A 21410-nucleotide genomic window follows, 5' to 3' on the forward strand; every position below is an offset into this window, starting at 1 on the left:
GGCATCTGCAACGTACAGGCGAACAATTGCCTGTGCGTTGCCGGCATCTACGGCCGAAAGAAATCAAATGAACCAGGACGACATCTTTCTCAAGGCATCCGAAATTACCGACGCGGCAGAACGAGCCGCATACGTGAATGATGTCTGCGCCGGAAATGCCGAACTCGAACAGCGAGTCACAGCACTGCTAAAGGCAGACGAAGAAGCCAGTCGGTTTCTTGACACGCCCGCTATGTCCGACGTCAGAGCTCAGGTCCGGGAACTGCGGGAAGGTAGCAACGACCCGGCAGTTGATGGAGAGCTGGCGGGGCCATCCGACGAGACGACAATTGAACAGTGTGCCGTCCCGAATCAGAACGCCGCCGACGAAGTCGAAGATGAGTTCCGCAGGCACCTGTTGCCGGGAACTCGTGCGGGATGGCTGGGTCGACTGGGGCACTATGAAATCGAAGAAATACTCGGGCACGGGGCGTTCGGTGTAGTCGCCAAAGCGTTCGACGAAAAACTGCATCGCGTGGTCGCGATCAAGATGCTTCGTCCCGAACTGGCGACCACGTCACCGCCCCGCAAGAGATTTCTCCGCGAAGCTCGCACCGCTGCCGCGATTACTCACGAAAACGTAGTCGGCATCTACGCCGTCGAAGAAGAACCGGTGCCGTACATTGCGATGGAATACGTGCCCGGCCCAACGCTTCAGGCCCGACTGAACGAGCAGGGACCACTGGAAGTGCAGGAAGTACTGCGCATCGCAATGCAGATCGCACAAGGGCTTTCGGCCGCGCACAAAGTGAAGTTGATTCACCGCGACATTAAGCCCGGCAATGTGCTGCTAGCCTGTGATCCGGCCGACCGTGTCAAAATCTCTGACTTCGGACTCGCCCGAGCCGTCGACGACGCCAGCCTGACGTCCAGTGGTGTCATCGCCGGGACACCGTTGTACATGGCACCAGAACAGGCGCGCGGCGAAAAACTGGATCACCGAGCCGACTTGTTCAGCCTTGGCAGTGTCATGTACCAAATGGTCAGTGGCCGACCACCATTTCGGGCAGCCAACACGATCGCCGTGCTAAAACGCGTGTGCGAAGACACGCCTCGGGACATTCAGGATGTCATCCCAGACACGCCGCTTTGGCTTTGCGCCATCATTGTTCGGCTTCTGGAAAAGAACCCGGACAATCGCTACCAGAGCGCAGACCAAGTCGCCGAGCTTCTGACTCGCTGTCAGCAGGAACTACAAGCGAATGAAGTGGTCACCTGTGTGCCTGGAGCCAAACGGACGCCAGCGAAATCCTCGGATTCAACGCGGTCGGCGGAGAGAATTCCTTTGAGAAAACCAGCCGTGGGTTGGCTTGCCGCGCTGCTGACGATCGCAGCGATCATCCCGCTGACCTACAAGGCTTTCAAGGCCGAATCGACGACGAGTTCTACGATGTCGACTGACGCCACTGTTCCTGATCGTGAACAAGTGACGGACGTATCTGGAACAAGCAACCATTCGACTCCATCCGACCAAGACATCATCGATTTCATCCGGTCAACCGGAGGCCGATTGACGCTCGGCGAACCGCCACTGGCAGGAACCAGTTTGACGGCAATGAAGAATCCTCAACCACTGTCAACTTCAGTCGCCCATTTTGATTTTCGCAGGTCGAAACTCAACATCGCCAAAGTCTTCGGAGATGAACAGCTTAAGCAGTTTGCGGAACAGATGAAGGGCCGACCGGACATCAAAGTTGGCGTGCTTAACCTCGCCGGTACGGAAATCACCAATGCCGGATTGCTGACGTTAAAAGAACTTCCGATTGAGGAGCTCCTGCTTTCAAGCACGAAAGTCGAGTGCGATAAAATTGCGGACGAGCTATCTAGGTTTCCAGTTCAGGACTGGGATTTTGGCGACCGACTGAGTTCAAAGGGGTTATCCAGGTTTTCCAGCAATCCGCACGTCCGAGGTTTATCGCTGGATAGCAAAGTCATTGGCACGCAATCACTTTCGCTGTTTGTGAATTCGGACCTGCGTCGCCTCCAGATTTACGGCCGCAACAATCGTCCACTACCGATGGCAGACCAGTTTCGTCGCATTCCGAAGTTGACTGACCTCTATCTGCCCGGGTGGCTACATCTGCCCGAAGGGAACATGAGCAAACAGCAACTCAGCGAATTACGAAGAGTACTTTCGAAAACAACGGTTCATACCGCCAACTATTATGATCGGTTGCCTTCCCCTCCCGAGTATCCGGAAACAGATTTCGAGATACTCTCATTGGTGGAATCGGTCGGTGGCCGAATCAACCAGTATCGCAACGGTGGTTTAGTGGAACTGCAGAGGGGCGACAATCCATCGCTGTCGGCCGGGACAATCAACATCAACCTCTGGAACAAACCTGAATTTACAGATTCCATGATGGAACGTTTAACCACGCTACTGAAGCAACGTCCGGACGTTGACGTCTTGTGTTTCCAGTTTCCCGGTACACCGATCACAAACAAGGGGTTACGATATCTTAAAGGTATGCGGCTGGGGCAAATCATGGCCAGAGACACGGCCATCGATTGCGACTTGATCGCGGACGAACTCTCAGAATTTTCCTTTCGGAAGTGGGATCTCACGCCACAATTGAACGAGGCCGGATTGCTGGCGTACCTTGAGAAACTTCGTACCGGAGATGTTCTGACAATTCGGCCGGAACAAGTATCGCCATCCTTTGCCGTCAGGCTTTCGGATAGCAAGGTTCGTCACCTTGTAATACAGGGCTCAACGGCTGCTGAATTACCTAAGATTGACGTCCTGACAAAACTAACGAACTTATCCGATTTGACGTTTGATTTTGTTGACGATATTCCGCCAGCCTACCTTAGAGAACTTCGCGAACGCATGCCTTTGCTAGGCACCCGTCACAACGACCAGTTTACTCGTCCTGATATCAACGCGGTCCGTTCGAAGCTGAAAGAGGGAATGATCCTGGCGCACGGACGGAATGTCCCGCTCGCAGCTGAAGTCCCGGCGTCGTATCGCCTTGAATTCAGTGCCCGACGCGTGAGTGGAGAAAATGGAGTCGGAGTCATGTTTCAAATTGGCCAAAACTCTGGCGTCGTTACGTTCTCTGGCTGGGGCGAGTCCGGTGGCATGACCGGTCTCGCTTTAGTTGACGGAGTCAATGTGCCCGATTCTCCGGACATGATTGCAGGCGACTTGTTTGCCGATGGCAAAGACCATCGCATTATGCTGAGAGTCACTCCAACGACAGTGAACGCCACTGTCGATAAAATGGCTCTCATTCAGTGGGATGGTGACCCGAGCCTTCTGACACCATTCGGTTACCTCAAAGGGAACCCAACACCACTGTATCTCCTGACGCACTCCGATTTCTTTATTTCTGATTTGAGATTCGAAGCGATCGATACCGTGGAAGGCAAGGAGTTGGAGAACTAACGTCGTTTCATCTATGGGATGCGACATGCGAATTGCTCCGCCGTCAAACATCGCTCAGGCATTCCAGAACTACGGGGACGTCGCTGGGACTCTGCCCATGACTGCCATATTGCACGGGGCGGAAAACCGGATTTCGACTTATTCAAAAAAAAAATCAGGGGGCATGGCTGGGCCTAAGCACGTAGCCACCGGCGCCGGCCGGTGCCGCCCGCAACTAATCACCAGCCCGGACGGGGCTTTGGCATGCAACAATATACTTTCCGTCGGCTGACACCGACGGCTATGGATTTTTTGCCCATCCGGGCTAAAACACAATCACCTCAACTTTTCTACAAAACAGTTGATCCCGTTTTCATCCCTTTTCCGCACGAACCAACAGTGACCACTTCTCTGTTGTTCGCCCCTAACCATGGGGCGAAAGTCTGAAAGGAAAAGAATGATGAAGCTGCTGAAATCTCGAACTGTTGTTGTCGTCGCTGTGCTGAGTTGCCTGTCGTTGACTGCGGCGGAAGGTGGACCATTCAGGAACCGCCGAAATGCTGTGCAGCGGCGACCTGCTTCACAACACCATCAGTCGTATACGCCCCGCACTCGGATGGGGCAGCGACGGCAGGCACGCGTCGACGCGCGAGACACGCGAGACACGCGGGTGGCCGAGCGAACCGGAAGGACGGTGGATGAAGTGCGGCAGAAACGGATTCGGCGTCTGGAAACCCTCGGCGCAATTCTCGGCGGTGCGGGGGCCGGGCTGAGTGGAGCCGCCAGCACGATGGACTTCTCCACACCGACGGTCGAACCGTTCGGCACATCTTCGTCATCGCTTCCGTCCAATTTTTCTAATCGCATGCAGATGAACTCGTTCAACCGAAACTACTCGACGAACCTGTGGCATGCACCGGTGCAGTAGAACGTTTTTTGTTGAAGAACCACTGTGGCGGGGGCTTTTGGCCCCCGCTATTCTGCTGGACTGGAAGCCACAGCCACGCTGTGCTGGACGCGGAAAACCGAGGAACAAACCTTGTCTGTAGAAAACGACAGAATGTCGGAATCTCCACCTCAGAATAACCAAATCACGGTGATGCTGCAGCAGGCTCGGAAAGGCGACTCGGCCGCCGGGCGGCGCGTGTTTGAGGTGCTCGTGACCGACCTGGTTGCGGCGGCTCGCAACCTCATGACTTCTGAACGCACGGCTCACACGCTGCAGCCCACCGCATTGATCAATGAAGCCTGCGTGCGACTGATGCAACAGGACGTCGTGCAATCCGCAGAGAACCGTCGGTATCTTTTTGCGGCGGCGAACCGAGCCATGCAACAGGTGCTGGTCGACCATGCTCGATCCAGAAACGCTGCAAAACGAGGCGGCGAAGTCCAACGCCTTCCCATGGACGTGTTGCTGGATAACTTTGAGACTGAAAACGGGGTTGAGTTTTCAAAGCTGCATACGGCACTCGAAGCATTAGAAGCAGATTCGCCACGGCAACGCGAAGTCGTGGAACATCGCTATTTCGGCGGCTTCTCTGTCGAAGAAACGGCACAGCTAATGGGTCTCGGCACAGCCACGGTCAAGCGGGATTGGAAACTGGCGCGAGCGAAACTGTATGCGACGCTCACGCAGGTGCGTGAGTGAGGCTTTCCACCGACGTTTGCAATCACCGCAGACGCAATCGACGTGGGATCGGCAGGTCACGGATATCAGCACCTGCTTTGTCCTGGCGAACGCTGCCTCGCACAATTGCTGTCGGGGTGAAATCGCGGGGCATTTGTTCTGCCCAATCATCGCGCAGCGAACGCGGCTGTGTTGATGAGTTGCTGGAATCCAAATCCTGCCCCAACTTCTGCCGTTGCCAGTCCTTATTAAATTGACAAATTGTCGCCATCTGGCCGGACGCCTGTTGAGCCACGAAGGGTTCGCTTCTGCCCGCGTAAATATTCTGTTCACCTGCGAAGCCTATGGCGTCAGCGATCAATCGCGTGTCAATCGGACTGGCCCATTGAATCAAGGGAGCTGGTGAGCTCACAGCACTCATTGTCGTCACCAGTGACTCGCGCAGATCGATTGACAGCGGAACCGGCCGTAGTGAAAACGGTCGGCAATCAACCAAGACGACCGCCTGCTGAGTGTTCAACGTGCAGTTATTGATATGAACGGCCATCTGTTGATGCTTCGCTGTTCGTGCGACGGAATGAACAGCGTGCAGCACGGGCCCGGTGCCAGTCAGCAGACTTTGCTCCATCGACAGCTTTGACTGCGTTGAAGAATTCCGCAGCAGCGTGCCGGGACCTCGCAGAAAGCATCGCAGCATCCGTACCTTCAAGGCGGCCGGTGCTTCGCCCAATGCATCCACATCCCATTCGCGAGCTCCCGTAAGATGCGTGATCGTCACGTTGTCGAAGTTGCGTTCGCTTTCCGTGAGGACCGTTATGCTGGTGTCCGTGAGTTCCAGGTCAGATGTGTCGATACGGAAAATGTCTACGTGGTCGTCGTTTTCAGGTAGTCGCACGTACAAGTCGACATACCGCAACGTGAGACCGCTGTTAAGAACGGTCCAGCATGCCGCGGCACTGGCAGCATCAAGCACAATTAGCGCGCGGTTTGCTTGCGTGCCCTGGATCGTAATGGAATGACGCTGCTGAATCGGTGCGGTCAGGTGATAGGTGTCGGACGCAATCAGCGTCAATATGTCTCCGTCCACGAGATCCGACTGCCAGTCTTTTGAGAACGCTCGCACAACCGACTCACGAGGATCGCGGGAAGTTTGCTCAGGAGCGATGGCCGATTCCTCTTCGGGAACAGTTAGCATTTCCCTGGCCTTTGTCGAATCGGCAAGGACGTCAGAATCGACCGTCTCACTGGTAGGTGTGTCACTATCACCTGAAGCTTCAACCATCGGCTGCGGCTCGTTATGTGACGAGCTTGCAGAGTTCGCGACGCCAAGGTCGTCTGCCGCATTGTCCACGACATCGCTAGTATCTGAATCTAAGGATTCTGGCAACGTGTCGTTGTCCGCAGCGGACGACCGTGGCGATACTTCTACAGCTTCCGGCTGTACCTGCGGTTCCGTCGCCGCAACCGAAGGTTCAGCACCGACCGGAAGCCGGTCCTTCAACAGCTGAATCCCCAGATAGACGCCGCCCAGCACCAGGGCAGCCATCACCGGAATGATATAAACTAAATTCAGAAAGCTGCCTTCGGGAGCGCGGATCTGACTTGCGCTGTTGAATGACCGCTGAGTCGCCGGGATCGAGTGCTCAGAAAATTCAGCCGTATCCTCCGTTGCTACTGCAGCCGAAGGGCGTGTGTCGGCTACTGCCGTCGGCAACGCAACTGCGGACACGTTTCCGTCAATCACGGTTTGACTCAGCAGATCAGCTTCCAGCGATTTTAAATCGGTGACCAAAGCCGCCGCGTCGGCGTACCGGTCGTCCGGTTGCCGTGCGGTCATCCGTGCGATGATCCGATCGACAGCAAGCGGAATCCGAGGATTCCGTTCGCACACCGAGGGGATGGATTCTGTGACGTGGCTTAGCAGCTTTCCGGTTGTCGGCCGATCAGCATACGGTGCCTTGCCTGTCAGCAGATGAAACCACGTGCATCCCAGCGAGTACAAATCCGACCGATGATCGACTCGACTGGTATCCTGACATTGTTCGGGACTCATGTAATCCAGCGTGCCCATGACCGAGTGATCGGCCGTGACTTTTTCTTCGGATTCAACGCGTGCCAGGCCGAGATCCAGAATCTTCAGGACGGCACCCTCCAAAACCAGATTGGCTGGTTTGATGTCGCGATGCACAACGCCGTTCTCGTGAGCGTGTTGCAATCCTTCGGCGGCCTGCCGAATCAACGACACCGATTTGCCCAGCCCGAATGGGCCCTGTGTACGCAGCAACTCAGATAGATTTCGGCCGTTCACCAACTCCATCACAATAAAGTGCGTTCCACGCTGCTGGTCAACGTCGAACACCTGCACAATGTTGGGATGCTTTAAACGTGCGACGGCTCGGGCTTCACGTTGAAAACGCTTCAGAGCGCCGCCATCGGGAACCTGCTGCGCAGGAAGCACTTTTAGTGCCACCTGGCGATCGAGGCGTTCCTGTTGAGCGAGATAAACGACGCCCATGCCGCCTTCGCCCAGGCGATCCAGAATGCGGCATCCGCCCAGAAAAAAGCCTTCAGTGCGTCCCGATGCCAAACGCTTGGCCTGGTATTTTGTGAGAACGCCTTGCTCCACCAGAAACTGTGCAAAACCGTGAGGCATGTCGGCTTTGGCTTGCTGCCGCCATGTGCGCAGAAGTTCGTTTAGCCGGTCTTTGGTCACCAGCTTCGAACGATGCGCGAGTGCAGCAAAATCTTTCGCAGTCGACAGAGCCATGGTTTACAAATTCTTGAAGTGCTTTCCGAATCGCCGGAAGAATTCTTCTGGTGTCAGCGTCTGCTGGCCTTCGTCAGTCTTGATTTGATAAACGATTTGTTTTCGGAAACCATCGGAAGATCCGATAATGCGGCCGTCCGGTGTAAACGTCGCATAGTCGTCCGCACCAAACAGAATAATCGAACCAAGGTGTGCGCCGTTGCGTGTATCGAAGAAGCGAATTTGATTGCCGCCCACAATACCGGCGCCGACAGGTGCGGTTGGGGAAAACGTCACCGCGTAGCGGCCTTTGTAGCCTTCCAGCGGAATTGCGATCGCTGAGGCTGCTGCAGGATCCTTTAGGTTAACTTTGTTTAGTTGTTTGCCACCGCTTGTCACGCCGAAAAGTTCGTCGTCAGAAATCCACCGCGCGTGCGGACGGACCCAGTCCGGTTCCAGCACCGTCTGGTAGTCTTTCGTGGTGAGGATCACAATTTTTTCGCCTGCGATTGCCAGGTGCGTGCAGGACGGATTGATTTCCAGTTCCGTACGGCAGCCTTCCGGAAGTTCGCGCATTTCCTGAACGACATTCGTGGCGGGATTCCATTCGAATAGATGTTCGCTGCCGACCAGCACGGCCACCTGGTTTCTCTCGTCCCATGCGACGTCGCTGATCGATTCGTCGTTGGGGATCACCAGCGAAGTCCTCGTGGAATCGCTAAGGCGGCAATGAACAACTGGTCCACGCCATACGAGTGCCAGCACGCTGCTTCCATTTTCGGTCCAGACGGCGCGGTGAAGGTCGCTGGGGCTGAAATCGAACCGAACTCTTGACGACAACTTTGGAGGATCAGACAGAAAGGCCTGGAACTGTTGCTTGACAACGCAAAGTATTCGGTTGTTTGCTGCAACATGCAGACGACCGTTCCGCATTCCCGTTTGGCCTCCATCCAGCAAGCCAGCTCTACGCCCGGAATTGAGGTCAAAGCGAGTGGGATAAGAACCGGGCGTCAGTAGCTGGCTTCCGTCGTGGTTGAACGCCAGTGAAGACATCAGTCGTATATCGCCCTGAAGCAACTTATCCTGTGGCTCGCCATCGACCAACAGGTTCGCCTCCTGCCCACAAACCACGCCCTTTTTAAGGTTCCGTGAGTACGTCAGCGGGGCGCCCCATCCATCATTCCGATGGCTGGCGACGATCCTATTCTCACTCACACTGTAGTGATCGACGGTTTGGTCCGTGCCTGTCATTAGCACGATGTCATCATTCAACCAATCCCAGCAGCGGACGTGTCTGTACGCCTTCGGATAGACGAGCGTCTCGCATATAGGCTTTGTGTCGGTCGAATTAGCATCGTAAACGGCAATCTTGCCGTCCGACCAACCTGTCGCCAGAAGGCCGCTTTCGGACCACGACTGCCCGGTGAGCCAACCGGGCCGGGCAATCTGAATCAGTTTTTTCAATGGCCGCGAATTCTCATACACATCGATAGTGCCATGTTGGACCGTTGAAATGTAGCGATCGTCCGGGGCCAGGCTGATATTCCGGTGGTCGCTCGGAAAGTCGAATTCCTCCTCAACCGAAAAATCATCTGCGGCATATACGCGAATCTTCTTTGCCCCATGGGAAATGGCGTACAGTTTCTGCCGGTCGCTGCTCAGTGACCAAGCGCCTCGTATCCCGCCGAGTTTTCCGATCACCTGCCCGGACTCCACATCCACTTTAAAAATGTGGTAGCCGTTTGAGGTCAAAAGGGAGGAACTATCCTTTGACCACGCTATCTGTCCAATGCCGCTCGGCATCAAAATCAGCTTCTCAAACCGCCCTGTCGCAACATTGATGATTCGGAGGTTTCCATCTTCGCAACTGATGGCGACGCGCCTTCCATCAACGCTAATCGCTGGAAAGGCCTTGTTTTTGTAGCCGATCGTATCGAACGTCCACGATCGTACTCCGGGCAGTGGCGCAGGGTTCGTCACGGGGGCGCCCGCACTCATGGCGGTCGGCAGCGTTTCCAACTGGCGTTTGGTCAATGGCGGGGCATTCACGGCCGCCGTGTAAAACGTGGGTGGTGCAGGAGTGGCTGGCGCTGGTGGCTCAGGTTCAGACACTTCCGGTGTTGGCTCAGGATCGGGTGTGTCGAATTCTGCAGGCGGCGGTTCCTCTGCAAAGCTGTCGTCCTGGATTGTCACTGGTATCTCTTCGTTGGATAGCGACTGCCGGAACTTTAGAGCTCCCACAATCAACCCGGCGAAGACAAAGCAACCCACGACGCCGAAAACGATCGTTAGCCATTGCCCGAAGACGCCCTGCTGCGGTTGGCGAGATTTCGATTTGCTGACCGAACCTCGTCGAGGCGGAAGCTTGCCTGCAGTCCCAATCTGCTGGCGAGCGGGCTTTTGTTTCACTGTCTCCCGCTTAGGCGCCTTCTTGCGAGGTGTGGCCCTATTTGAGGGCTTGCTAGCATTAGCTGTCGGAGTCTTCGATGCACATGTGCGGTTTGAAGAAGCTCGCGGCGGTGTCTTTTTTGCGGATTTCGCGGAAGCCTGATCGGCACCATGCAGCGGTTTGTCAAGGAATCCTCGCTTGTCGACGGAGGCGTCCGCCGCCAGGAGCTGGCGTAGCTGTTTACGAACTGAAGCCGGTTGCGCCTTCAAGAACGCTGATCGCCGAGTACCGCGCAGCTCTGATGCCTTCAAAAACAGCTCATCTAGTGACGGCTTTTCGCTCACGCAGAGTTTCTCCGGGGAATTCGTTCTGGCGAAGGCTTTCTGGACGCAAAAGTCGCGACAGGACGACTGCCGCAAAGGCAAGCAGCCCGGTCCTGGGGACCGGGCTGCTTACGCGGAGCACCGTGGTCTGCCGATCGGTTACCAGCGTTCGGCGGACCTTTTTGCACAGGGGAATGTGCCACTGCAGGGTCGCACATGATCGAGTTGCCTGGCAAGTGTGAACGGGAAGTCCTCGTTTGAATACGCCAAGCTGAGGGCGCGCTGCGCCCGGAGTTGCCGCAATGTTTCAACAACTCGATTGCACTGCGGTGCCAGACCTACGATGCTTGCGGTCTACTTGTTTCGCCCTCGACTTTGCGTCGCGGGTCCCCGTACGGATGTTCGGAGTGAATTGGTGAGTGAGGAACTGATCGGGCCGATTCTGGCCGGCGACTGGTGGTTCAGACGATCGGAATCGGTGCCTAGTCTGGTGTCCGGAGACCTGGTCCCACTCCACAAATTAAGTGCCGATGCCGCTCGATTGTGCGCTCATCGCGTCAGTCTGCAGCTGGTTGGTGTCGACGAATGGCTTCGGCAACTGCAACAACCTGCGGCGGATCAGTTACGAACGTCGCGTGTTGAACGTCGGACGATGAGAACAATGATGGGTGTAAGCAACGATTCACAATGGGGCCGTATGCTGCGTTCCGGCGTACGCAACTGGAGTCCCGACTTTTTGACCAAACTGGCACTGTTAAGAAACGTGGAAGATCCCTCGCCCGCCACTATCGACTGGGCCGCTCATTTCACGTGGCTCACATTTCGCCAGCAGCAACTTTCGGATGGCACGATCCCGCTGGGAGTATTCGCTTATGCAGCCTGTGCGATGGAGCGTTGTGATCGGTTTGAACCGCTTGACGACGACAACTCTCAGTCAGTCCTTCAATGCCTGCACGAAGTGTCCGCCAACTTCGAACACTGGCAGCGTCGCGCACTGGCTCGGTGCCTCGCGTACACCAGACGATCGTTTCCACTGTTGTCTGGTTTACAGGTCAATGAACTTCGACACTATGTCACTCACGAGCCCGACTTGTTTTTTAGGATCGCAGAAGATTTTAGCCGCGATTTACACAATCGTCTGGCCGAATGGGGGATCGTGAAATGATTCAGCACGTCGACACGGAACAGCCCGATCGCAGCATCGTCATCACCGATTTGGATCTGGCAGCGTATGCCGAAGGCTTTCTTTCACCCCAGCGACGCGCGGAAGTTGACAGCGTTCTGAGTCGCTGTCCGGAACTTCGAAGCCTTGTCGGCCACTGTGATGCTGTTGGTCAAGTTTGCCAGGATCACGAGTCCGCTGTCCACGTCGATAAATTCTCCCAGCACACCGTAGTCGCCCCGGCATCCGCAGCGACCGATCGCACGGACGCGCGGGGCAGTCGTCGCAACAAAGTCTGGTGGACGCGCGTGGCCAGCGCTGCCCTGCTTTGCGTTGTCTTGATCGGTGGCAGCGCGCTGCACACGGCTTCTGCAGCGGTGGCGCGGCTGGACCATGTTGAACAGGAAATTTTAACCGACCAACTGGTGCCAGGTTCAGAACAGTCACAGGCGGCGAGGCGTACGCTTCTGGAGCTTGGCGATTCGCTGTTGCTTTCTTCCCGTGACAACCGTCGACGAAAACGTTTGCTGGCGACGATGTACCTTGCCGACGCGAGGATCAAATTTGACCGTATTAACCTGGGCGAACTATCGGGTATCGCGTCAAGTGATGCTGTGAACCTGTGCGTTCGAGTGATCGATGCCCTGACGACTCAACGGATACTCTCGAATGTCGAACGGCAGCTGCTTGTCGAAGCATGGTGGATCAAAGCCAACGTCGAATTCGCTTTCGGCACGGTCCATCGCGGCGACCACCGTGCCAATGGTCGCCTGAGATCAGCGGTGGATTCGCTGCTGTCGGCGGCTCAAATATGTGAAGACAGCACACCGGATTTCGCAAACCTCTATGAATTGAAGATTCGAGGACTCTTAGCCAAGGCGCTGCACAAGGGAGCTGCGACTGCTCTAAAAACGGATCCTGAATTTCACCGAAATCTTCGCACCAGTTATCCAGAATTGAACGACATGCCCGCTGGCCAAACTGTGGAAGTCCTGTGTCGCCAGGCTACGCACCAGCAGGGAAACGATCCCCGTTTTGCCGTGGCATTTCTAAACATACAGAACACACTGGCACTGCATTTGTCGCAGCGGCCGGGAAGGACTTCCGAGGCGGAAGAGACCTATCAACGGGCGTTGGAAGCTGCTGCTTCTGTAGACGCTTCCAATTTGCCGAGTGCTGTTGGGCGTGAATTACCTTTGATCCACGGGCGGCTGTTTGGCAACCTGGCTGACCTTCATGATACGGAGTCGGACCTGGACTCCGCAGCGCGCGAACGGGATTCCGCCATTGGCATCTTCAAAAACGAACTTCGGCTGCAGCGGAACAATGAGCTGTTTTTTGAGCTGGGGTGGGTGACCGCTCGCCAGGTGCTGACCCAGTACCGCCGCCTGCAGCAGGGAGCATGCGACGAGGGCGCGGTGGTTGCGTTGCTCGGCTCGTTGGACACGCTATCCGGAGGATTCCAATCTATGGACGGCTTCCAGCTCGCACCACACGAAGTGTTCTTCCTAAACGTCGTTCGAGCGGAACTTTCGGGAGCGACGGGACCGCGGCCGAAGTTTTCTGATTATGTGAATGTGACCACGTCGTTTGCTGTGTCCCCAAGGCAGGTCTCGCTGTTTCTTTCTTTTGCCGACCACGAATGGCTGCAGGAGGATGCTGACTTTCAAGCGGCGGTGGAAGCGATTGCCTCCGCGCAGCCGAAGGATGCCGCTCTTTAAGATCGCAACGAGCAGCCGCGAGGCATGGAAAGTGGCTGATTTGCGTCGGCCCGCCCGGATCTCTGCCAGCAGACCGCCCCCTCAGGCGAGCCGCCTTGCGAGCACTGAGGCGTGTTTCACGACACGAAGGTCCCTCGTGCAGAGCGACGAGCTTTACTGTTGCGTGTCGGCAGAGTTTGCTAACCTCCTTTCCTGGTTGCCGCAGAACTCTTTTGCCGGTCGTCTTCATAGAAGGAACACGTGTGTCTGAGGTACTTGATAGTTTCGAACTGGAGTGGCACGGAAACGTTGTCGTCGTCGTGCCCGCGAAGTCGGTGGAATCGCTGAACTGGGACCTGGTCGAGCAAGCGGCGGACGTCATTATGGATCCGCTGGCGACACAGGAATTGCCTTTGGTCATCGTCGATTTAAAGGACGTGGGCTATTTTGGTTCGGTCTTCCTGGCTCTACTGCTGCGATGCCACAAGTTCCTGAAACGCCGTGGCGGAGAACTCGTTCTGTGCAGTGCCAACGACATGGCGCGTGAGCTGCTGAAAATTACGGCTTTGGATACGATCTGGGCCATCTACGATACTCGCAACGAAGCCATGCAGGCGATTGACGGATAGGCTCTGTCGATTAGTACGTGAGCGGCAATGCGCTAGCCGCCGGTGAAGAAACAAACCGCGGCCAGCGGCTCACGGTCACAGCCATATACGGCCCCTTTCTAAAAAAGTCCGTTCGAGACAAACCCCAAGCAAGATTGCACGGAGGCACAACCTATGTCAAAAAAGCACGTCACTCACCCACGCGAATCTGAAAGCGAAGTGATTGAACATCTTTCGGAACTGCCTCAGCATTCCGAACTGATCGACGAAATCAAAGAAACGGCCGACAAGCTCGGCGCAGACGGAGCGACTCGCGGCGACCTGAAAATCCTCAGCCGTGCTCTGCGTGAACTTCGCTACGCGTTTAAAGTGTTTACGCCCTATCGGCGCAACCGAAAAGTGACGGTCTTCGGATCGGCTCGCACAAAACCGGAAGCCGCTGAATGGAAGCAGGCCGAATTATTCGGCAAACGCATGGCCGATGAGGGGTGGATGGTCGTCACCGGTGCCGGCGGCGGCATTATGGAGGCGGCTCACGCAGGCAGCGGCCGCGAAATGGCGATGGGACTAAACATTTTGCTGCCGTTCGAACAGGAAGCCAACCCGATCATCGAAGGTGACGACAAGCTGGTCAACCTGAAATACTTCTTCACCCGCAAGCTACTGTTTGTGAAGGAGGTGCATGCCGTCGTCTCATGCCCGGGCGGCTTTGGTACTCAGGACGAAGCCTTCGAAACGCTAACGCTGGTCCAAACCGGCAAACGCGACCTCATGCCGATGGTCTTTCTGGACAAGCCAGGCGGCACGTATTGGTCTGGCTGGATGGACTACATCAAGGCCGAGCTGCTGGAACGCGGCATGATTTCGCCCAGTGACTTAAGTCTCTTTAAAGTTACGGATAGTGCTGAAGAGGCGGTCGATGAAGTGCTGGATTTTTACAGCGTGTACAACAGTATGAGGTTCATTCGTGACAAACTGATTGTGCGTTTGCACCGCGAACCATCAGACCAGCTGGTAGAACGTCTGAACGACGAATTCTCCGACCTTGTGGAATCCGGCAAGATCGAAAAGACGGCAACTCACAGATTGGAAGCCGACGACGAACACCTGACTCACCTGCCACGGTTGTCTTTCACCTTCAATCGGCGTGCGGTCGGACGATTGCGTGAAATGGTCGACCTGCTGAACAAAGAACTGGCTGACGGCTGACGATGGAGGTCAGGCAACGCAAGGCAAACGAAACCTCTCACAATTTCCTGTGGGAGGACGCGGATGAGTAGAACGGTCGCGGGGCACAGCCGCCTGTGTCGCTGCTGTTACGGAGGGACTTGCCGCTTTGTGACGTGGTGCACGCCTGCTGCAGTTGCAGATCGCCAACGGGACCGACGGCAGCCTTAATGGACCAAACGCCGTAGTCGAGCGGACATCGCATTCGGGTCCGACCTCCCCTTCGGCTTTGCTTAGGGGAGGTGAAAAGCTTCGTGGCCAGCCAAGGGGCCCACGGAACGGTTCGTTACTTCGCGGACGGTGCCAGCAGGACCGACATCATACGACCGCTTTCCATTCGAGGATGCTGCTCAACAAGGGCCACATCTTCCAATGACTTCACGATTTCTTCCAGCATCTCACGACCGCGGTCGTGGTGAGCATTCTCGCGACCTCGAAACATCACGTTGATTTTGACTTTGTCACGTCGTCCGAGGAATTCGCGTGCTTTATTGACCTTCACGTCGATATCGTGCTGGCCGGTTTTGGCGCGCAGACGTAGCTGTTTAAGCTGTGTTTTATGGTGTTTTGGACCGCCCGTCTTTTTGGTTCGCTGGTAGATGACTTTGCCGTAATCCATGATTCGGCAAACAGGGGGGCGTGCTTCAGGGCTGACTTCAACAAGGTCCAGGCCCTGTTCCTGAGCGATTTCGAGGGCTTTGTCAGTTTCCATCTCCCCCAACATTTCGCCATCAGCATTGACCACACGAATAGGGGTGATGCGGATGCGATCATTCATGCGGGGCATGTTTTTGACCGGTTCCGGCATAGAACGAGAGCGCTTAATGGGTTACCTCCTCTTTAATTGGGAATCGAGTTCAGGCCACCGATATTGACGACCTGTGGGTTTCACTAAAGTAATATGGGCGAATGCGACACGAAAGGGAACCGAACTGACGGCTCAACGCCCCTAATTCACCGAATGAAGTCTACGCCCGCCACCCGAGCAGGGATAGAGCAACCCCGTAATTCTTTATCGGCTCGCAAAAATCCGCCCGTTTGACCGCTTCACACCACCTCAAATGGTGGCCTGTCAGGCCCGACGTTGCTCGTTTGAGCCCCCATTTCTTCGATGTGAACAGGCGTTTCGGATTTGGGGAGATCGCACGAATGTCGGTCTGCGGACGTGGGACGACAATTCGGAAGAAAAACCATAAACGGGCGGCTCGCTTAGTCATATGAATATAAACCTGGGTACCCTTCCTAAAACATCCCTCATGAGAGGTCCCGCTCTACCCGATTGTTCGGGCAGGTCGATTTGCCGAGCCGTTCGTTTGACGTCGTCGGCTCGAGAAAAACTGGCGATTCGTCCTGTCCACCGCTGCTGTTTCCTCAACCATTATGCTGGCACTTGTCGTCATCTTTTCTCTGGCTGTTCTGGCAGTCGTGGCTGCCCAGCTGAAGTGGGGAAATGATTTCGTCAGTCTTTATCGACAGGACCAGCAGCCCAAATACGACGGCGAAATGCCGCACGTTGGTGTGATTCTTTCGCTGCGAGGCGCCGATCCATATTTGGAAGATTGCCTTCGCGGGCTGATGTCTCTTGATTACGCTGGCCACGAAATCCGGATCATTATCGACAGCGACGTTGACCCGGCGTTTGAGATTGTGCAACGCATTTGTGACCAAATGAGTGCGATCAACGTCACCATCGAACTGCTGGACCTGTGTCAGGAGACTTCCAGCCTGAAGAATTCAGCGTTGATTCAGGGGATCAACGGCTGTTCAAGCCAGTGCGAAGCCTTCGCATGGCTGGATTCCGACACGGTCCCATATCACGCCTGGCTGACCGATTTAGTCACGCCATTGTTAAGTGACGAGGTCGGCGCATCGTGTGGGATTCGCTGGTATGCCCCGCCGAATCAATCGATTGCGAATTACGTTCGCCATCTGTGGAATTCGGCAGCAGTCGTGCAGATGGTCGCCTTCCAGATTGGCTGGGGCGGCGCCTTCGCGATCCGCAAGTCGGCAATCGTGGAGACGAACCTGCTAAGCAAATGGGCTCGCGCAATGACCGAAGACACCGTGGCATCGGATGCTGTTTTGGCAAATGGAAAACGCATGGCGTTTGTCGCGGCCGCGACAATGCCGAATTCCGAATCCGCGTCGCTTAGTTGGTGTATCTCATTCGTCACGCGGCAACTTCAGGTGTTGCGATACTATCACCGAGCCTGGACGCCGATCCTGCTGTACGGAATATTTTCCACGGTCGCCGTTCTGGGCTGTATCGGAGCGACAATCGCGGCGGCGGTTGAGGGCGACTTGCTTGCTCTTGGAATCGGTGCAGGCGTGCTTTGCCTGTTTGGCCTGACGGTCGGATGGCTGATGCGTCGCGCTGAACATGAAATTATCAAACGTCTCAACGGACGAGCGATCGCTGCCCCGAGTTCCATCTGGCGATTAATGGCGGCGGCTCCAATCACGCAGGTCGTGCATGCTATCGCTCTCACCCGAGCCTACCTGCGAACGACCATGATCTGGCGCGGAATTCGATATCGAGTTCGATCCGGCATGGATGTGACCCGGGAAAACTACGCCCCGTACGTTCCGGAAACGGACACTGTTAAACACTCATTGTGAATAGAGAATGCCCGGACAGCTACGAACGCGAAAAACTCAGGGACCACTCCCACAACACCATCGCAACACATTGATCGGCGGCGGCATCATTGCCGCAGTGACTGGCCTGCTGCTGTTTCTGTTCGTCAGAACGGGCGGGTGGCAAGACACTTGGGGCTGGTCCACGTTGGCAACAGTGACGGCGGTCGCCGCAATTCTAACCATCGCCGGGTGGTGTGTGCTGGCGATCGTTTTCCGTCGCAAGATCCCACCACGTGACACGCGAATGGGGCCAACTCCCCCTTACAACGCTGAAGAATACGCGGCGGTCGGACTTGGCCCTCTGACCGATTCTGCCGAAGGTCGAGATCTCTACATCGATCTGATGAAACGCGCGGTCACCAATATTTTGTATGAGGACTACCCTGTCTTTTTTGCGCTGGGTACAAAAAAATGGGAGGTGGCTCAGGAATTCGACCTGGCCCATCGAGTCGCCGGCAACGACGGTCCGACTCAGGCCCACACCATGATTGGTACTCAGCGCCTTGAACATATTCAGTCGTGCATTGAACAGATTCTGGCGGAGAACATCCCTGGCGACTTTGCGGAAACAGGATCGTTTCGAGGCGGTGCCACAATTTTTATGCGAGCGGTTCTGAAAGGGCACCACGTCACGGATCGCAAAGTCTTCGTCTGCGACGCCTTCGTCCCGCCGCAACCGGAACTCGCCCCGCAGCCGCTTCTGACACTCGTGCAGGCCATTGCCGCGATACCGGGCGAAGCGAATCGCCGTCGGATTTTTTCCATGATGGAACGGATGCCGCAAAAGCATCGCGCGTTCCCGTTGTGTGAGAATCCCAGCGACGACTGGATTACGTTTGTCCTGTGGGCTCTACAACATCCGGAAGTCATTCAATGCGGCGACACAACCAGTCTCGAACACGTGAAGTCTCGCTTCGCCCGCTATGGTCTGCTCGACGAACAAGTCGTCTTCATTCCCGGATATTTCGCTGAAGTGCTGCCGGACGCTCCGATCGGTCCATTGTCCCTGTTGAGGCTGGACGGAGACACGTTCGAGAGTACTCATGACGCGATCGTAGCTCTTTACCCAAAGCTGTCGCCAGGCGGATTCTGCATCATCGACGATTACAACACGTTCGACGATTGCAAACGAGCCATCACTGAGTATCGCGAGCAAAACCATATCGATGAAGAGATTCATGCCGTCGGAAAACATGCTGCGTTTTGGCGGAAGAAGATCTGAATTCGACTTTAAGTATCGTCCGCCCTATGAAACGAATTGTTATCACGGGTAGCTCAGGCTACCTCGGCCGAAAACTGGTTTCTGCTTTACAATCGCAGGGCGCATGCGTACTCGGAATTGACGTGAACGCGGCCGATGCAGACGAACCCGATGAATTTCATCAGGGCGACGTTCGGTCAGCCGCGCTACTGAACGTCATCAAAGCGTTCAAACCAGACACGATGATCCACTCCGCGTTTTTGATCAAGCAGTCTCGCGATGGACGCCAGATGCATGACATCAATGTTGGCGGGACGAAGAATTTGGTCCGGATCGCTGATGAGGTGAAGCCCGAACGCTTTCTGTTTTTCTCCAGCGCCACAGCGCTGGGCGCATGGCCGGATAATCCGGTGCCGATTCCCGACGGAACCAACGCGAGGGCTCGCACCGAATATCAATACGCGGCCGAAAAAGCTGATTTGGAGACTGACATTCAGGACCTGGCATCGCGGCATTCCGATATGTCTGTTAGCTGGGTGCGTCCGTCGATCGTTGGTGGTCCGCGCATGGACAATTTCCTGTCGCGGTTCATCTTCACGATGCCGTTCATGATCAGGCTGGACGGTTACGATCACCCGATTCAGTTTGTCCATGAGGATGATGTTGTCGGAGCCGTCCAGGCGATTCTCGCCAGCAACGGTCGAGGTCCGTTCAATCTGGGGCCGCCGAACCACACGACTGTGACTGAAATCGCGGGACTCACCAAACGCCTTGCGATTTCGGTTCCATTCTGGATGGCCTACGCAACCGCCTGGGTTGCCTGGCAATCACGCTTCTGGCTGCACGAATCGCCACCCGGATTTCTGTACTTCGGCCGATATCCGTGGGTCGTATCGCCAGACCGATTGACCAACGAAATCGGTTATACGTTTCGGTTTTCCAGTACCGAAGTGATGCTGGAATCGTTCCAACATCAAGCCAAAGTGACGCCATAACTCTTAAAACGACTTTTCAAAAAATGTAGACGGAATTTGGAAATCCTTCCGGATGCGAACATTGGCTTTTCGTTTTGACCTTAGAACGCCAGGCCCGTTTCGCCGCACCTGTTTCAAGGGTTTCCAACGCGATGCATGCTCGAAATTCCCTCCGCCAGCACACTGCTGCCCGTAACCGTCGGGGTTTCACCCTGATCGAACTCCTGGTCGTGATCTCAATCATTGCCACCCTGATGTCGCTAATCCTCCCAGCTATCCAGAACGCGCGCGAGGCGGCTCGGCGGACTCAGTGTTTAAACAATATGCGGAATGTGGGCACCGCAGTATTGGCGAACGCGACAAAGCGGAATGATCAGATTCCTGCCTATGGACGCTATACTCCCATTCCGCCGCCGGGAGTCGCGAATCCAACGCCGCATCAAGTCGAATGTGCTCCGCTGGGCGGCGTAAACTGGGTGGTTGACTGCCTAAGTGAAATGGACCGGCAGGATATCTTCGACCGCTGGGACACGAACGCCGCGGTTGGCGATCCCGGGAATACTGCTCTTGGTCAAATGTCGCTGCCGCTGCTCACCTGCCCGGATGACGATTCCGCATTTCAAAAACCGGGCGGACTCAGCTACGTCATCAACAGTGGCTTTGGGGATCTCAACAAGATCGGCGAATATGTTGGAGCACTCGCTGCCGGCAACAACCCGAGCGAATTTCAAATGCACAACTTTACAGCGATCCCGGCCGACTGGAACGAAGACTCAATCGTTAACGGAGCCGCGTCGGCCCCTTTCAGCGATGAAGCCGATCAGGCGATCACCAAAGCGTCGGGCCTGTCCTGGGTCCAGGTTCGGTCGAACAACATGAGCCAACGGCTTGCAACCGTTTACGATGGAATGTCGAACACGCTGATGCTGGCCGAAAATGTCAATGCAGGAGTCGCAGGGACATGGTCGAACCCTTCGCCAGCCAATTGCACGTTTATCTATCCTTTCGAAGCTACATTGGCGGACAGTACAAACTTCCCTGACCCGCCTTTGCCGACCGGCTGGTCCGGGACGCCCAACGCGAATCTGCATAAGGGGGAAGGCGTTCCCACGCCATCTTCATTCCATCCGGGGATCGTGAACTTTGTCATGGTCGACGGTTCGACTCGCACCATCAGCGAAAACATCGATCGCGAAGTTTACGTGCGCCTGATTACCCCGGCAGGCTCAAAACTCCGCTGGCCCGGCTTTCGCCCCGAAGACCCACTCTCCGCTGACCAATTCTAAGCCATGCGGGGGACGGCCCCGCTGCCGGTTGGCGTGGTGGGCGGGTGACGGTGGGAAGACTGAAGCGCCGGCGGTGCTTCAGTTGGTTGCTGGACATTTATGGACGGTGCCGCGTTGG

14 protein-coding genes are annotated in these 21410 nt (G+C 55.8%); 11 read left to right on the plus strand and 3 right to left on the minus strand.

Features of this window, described 5'->3' with window-relative positions:
* Positions 1 to 67: 67 nt before the first annotated feature.
* The 3 genes from Fuma_RS11100 (at position 68) to Fuma_RS11110 (ending at position 5057) form a co-directional block, all read left to right on the plus strand.
* The gene (locus Fuma_RS11100; RefSeq protein ID WP_077024203.1) at positions 68 to 3430 is read left to right on the plus strand and encodes a serine/threonine-protein kinase; all 3363 of its coding nucleotides are present in this window, start codon (positions 68 to 70) and stop codon (positions 3428 to 3430) included.
* A gap of 436 nt (positions 3431 to 3866) precedes the next feature.
* A complete protein-coding gene (locus Fuma_RS11105) occupies positions 3867 to 4337 on the plus strand; it encodes a hypothetical protein (RefSeq protein WP_077024204.1) in 471 nt (156 codons plus the stop codon).
* 132 nt (positions 4338 to 4469) lie between these two features.
* Positions 4470 to 5057 (plus strand): ECF-type sigma factor, encoded by a 588-nt coding sequence (locus Fuma_RS11110; protein WP_077024205.1) that lies wholly within the window; start codon positions 4470 to 4472, stop codon positions 5055 to 5057.
* Between the two features lie 22 nt (positions 5058 to 5079).
* Here the strand turns inward: Fuma_RS11110 and Fuma_RS11115 are convergent, their stop codons facing one another.
* Entirely contained in the window at positions 5080 to 7803 is a 2724-nt protein-coding gene (locus Fuma_RS11115; RefSeq protein ID WP_077024206.1) for a serine/threonine protein kinase, read from the minus strand.
* A 3-nt stretch (positions 7804 to 7806) separates the two neighbouring features.
* Positions 7807 to 10191 (minus strand): WD40 repeat domain-containing protein, encoded by a 2385-nt coding sequence (locus tag Fuma_RS11120; RefSeq protein WP_145944106.1) that lies wholly within the window; start codon positions 10189 to 10191, stop codon positions 7807 to 7809.
* A gap of 718 nt (positions 10192 to 10909) precedes the next feature.
* Between Fuma_RS11120 and Fuma_RS11125 the strand changes: the two genes are divergently transcribed.
* The 4 genes from Fuma_RS11125 to Fuma_RS11140 all read left to right on the plus strand — a co-directional run bounded on the left by Fuma_RS11125 (position 10910) and on the right by Fuma_RS11140 (position 15173).
* On the plus strand, positions 10910 to 11659 hold the full coding sequence (locus Fuma_RS11125) for a hypothetical protein (protein WP_145944107.1): 750 nt from the start codon (positions 10910 to 10912) through the stop codon (positions 11657 to 11659).
* Complete coding sequence (locus tag Fuma_RS11130) at positions 11656 to 13377, plus strand: anti-sigma factor family protein (RefSeq protein WP_077024209.1); 1722 nt, start codon at positions 11656 to 11658, stop codon at positions 13375 to 13377. Before Fuma_RS11125 ends, Fuma_RS11130 begins: the two co-directional genes overlap by 4 nt.
* Before the next feature lie 242 nt (positions 13378 to 13619).
* Positions 13620 to 13985 (plus strand): STAS domain-containing protein, encoded by a 366-nt coding sequence (locus Fuma_RS11135; RefSeq protein WP_077024210.1) that lies wholly within the window; start codon positions 13620 to 13622, stop codon positions 13983 to 13985.
* 153 nt (positions 13986 to 14138) lie between these two features.
* A complete protein-coding gene (locus tag Fuma_RS11140; protein ID WP_077024211.1) occupies positions 14139 to 15173 on the plus strand; it encodes an LOG family protein in 1035 nt (344 codons plus the stop codon).
* 304 nt (positions 15174 to 15477) lie between these two features.
* Here the strand turns inward: Fuma_RS11140 and infC are convergent, their stop codons facing one another.
* Positions 15478 to 15978 (minus strand): translation initiation factor IF-3, encoded by a 501-nt coding sequence (gene infC / locus Fuma_RS11145; RefSeq protein ID WP_099091878.1) that lies wholly within the window; start codon positions 15976 to 15978, stop codon positions 15478 to 15480.
* A gap of 593 nt (positions 15979 to 16571) precedes the next feature.
* Between infC and Fuma_RS11150 the strand changes: the two genes are divergently transcribed.
* The 4 genes from Fuma_RS11150 (at position 16572) to Fuma_RS11165 (ending at position 21292) form a co-directional block, all read left to right on the plus strand.
* Complete coding sequence (locus Fuma_RS11150) at positions 16572 to 17810, plus strand: glycosyltransferase family 2 protein (RefSeq protein WP_077024213.1); 1239 nt, start codon at positions 16572 to 16574, stop codon at positions 17808 to 17810.
* 7 nt (positions 17811 to 17817) lie between these two features.
* On the plus strand, positions 17818 to 19053 hold the full coding sequence (locus Fuma_RS35900) for a TylF/MycF/NovP-related O-methyltransferase (protein ID WP_077024214.1): 1236 nt from the start codon (positions 17818 to 17820) through the stop codon (positions 19051 to 19053).
* 26 nt (positions 19054 to 19079) lie between these two features.
* On the plus strand, positions 19080 to 20027 hold the full coding sequence (locus Fuma_RS11160; RefSeq protein ID WP_077024215.1) for an NAD-dependent epimerase/dehydratase family protein: 948 nt from the start codon (positions 19080 to 19082) through the stop codon (positions 20025 to 20027).
* Between the two features lie 131 nt (positions 20028 to 20158).
* Complete coding sequence (locus Fuma_RS11165) at positions 20159 to 21292, plus strand: DUF1559 family PulG-like putative transporter (protein ID WP_077024216.1); 1134 nt, start codon at positions 20159 to 20161, stop codon at positions 21290 to 21292.
* Positions 21293 to 21410 lie beyond the last annotated feature (118 nt).

Origin of the sequence: Fuerstiella marisgermanici (assembly GCF_001983935.1) — a bacterium.
In the GTDB taxonomy this organism is placed as follows: domain Bacteria; phylum Planctomycetota; class Planctomycetia; order Planctomycetales; family Planctomycetaceae; genus Fuerstiella; species Fuerstiella marisgermanici.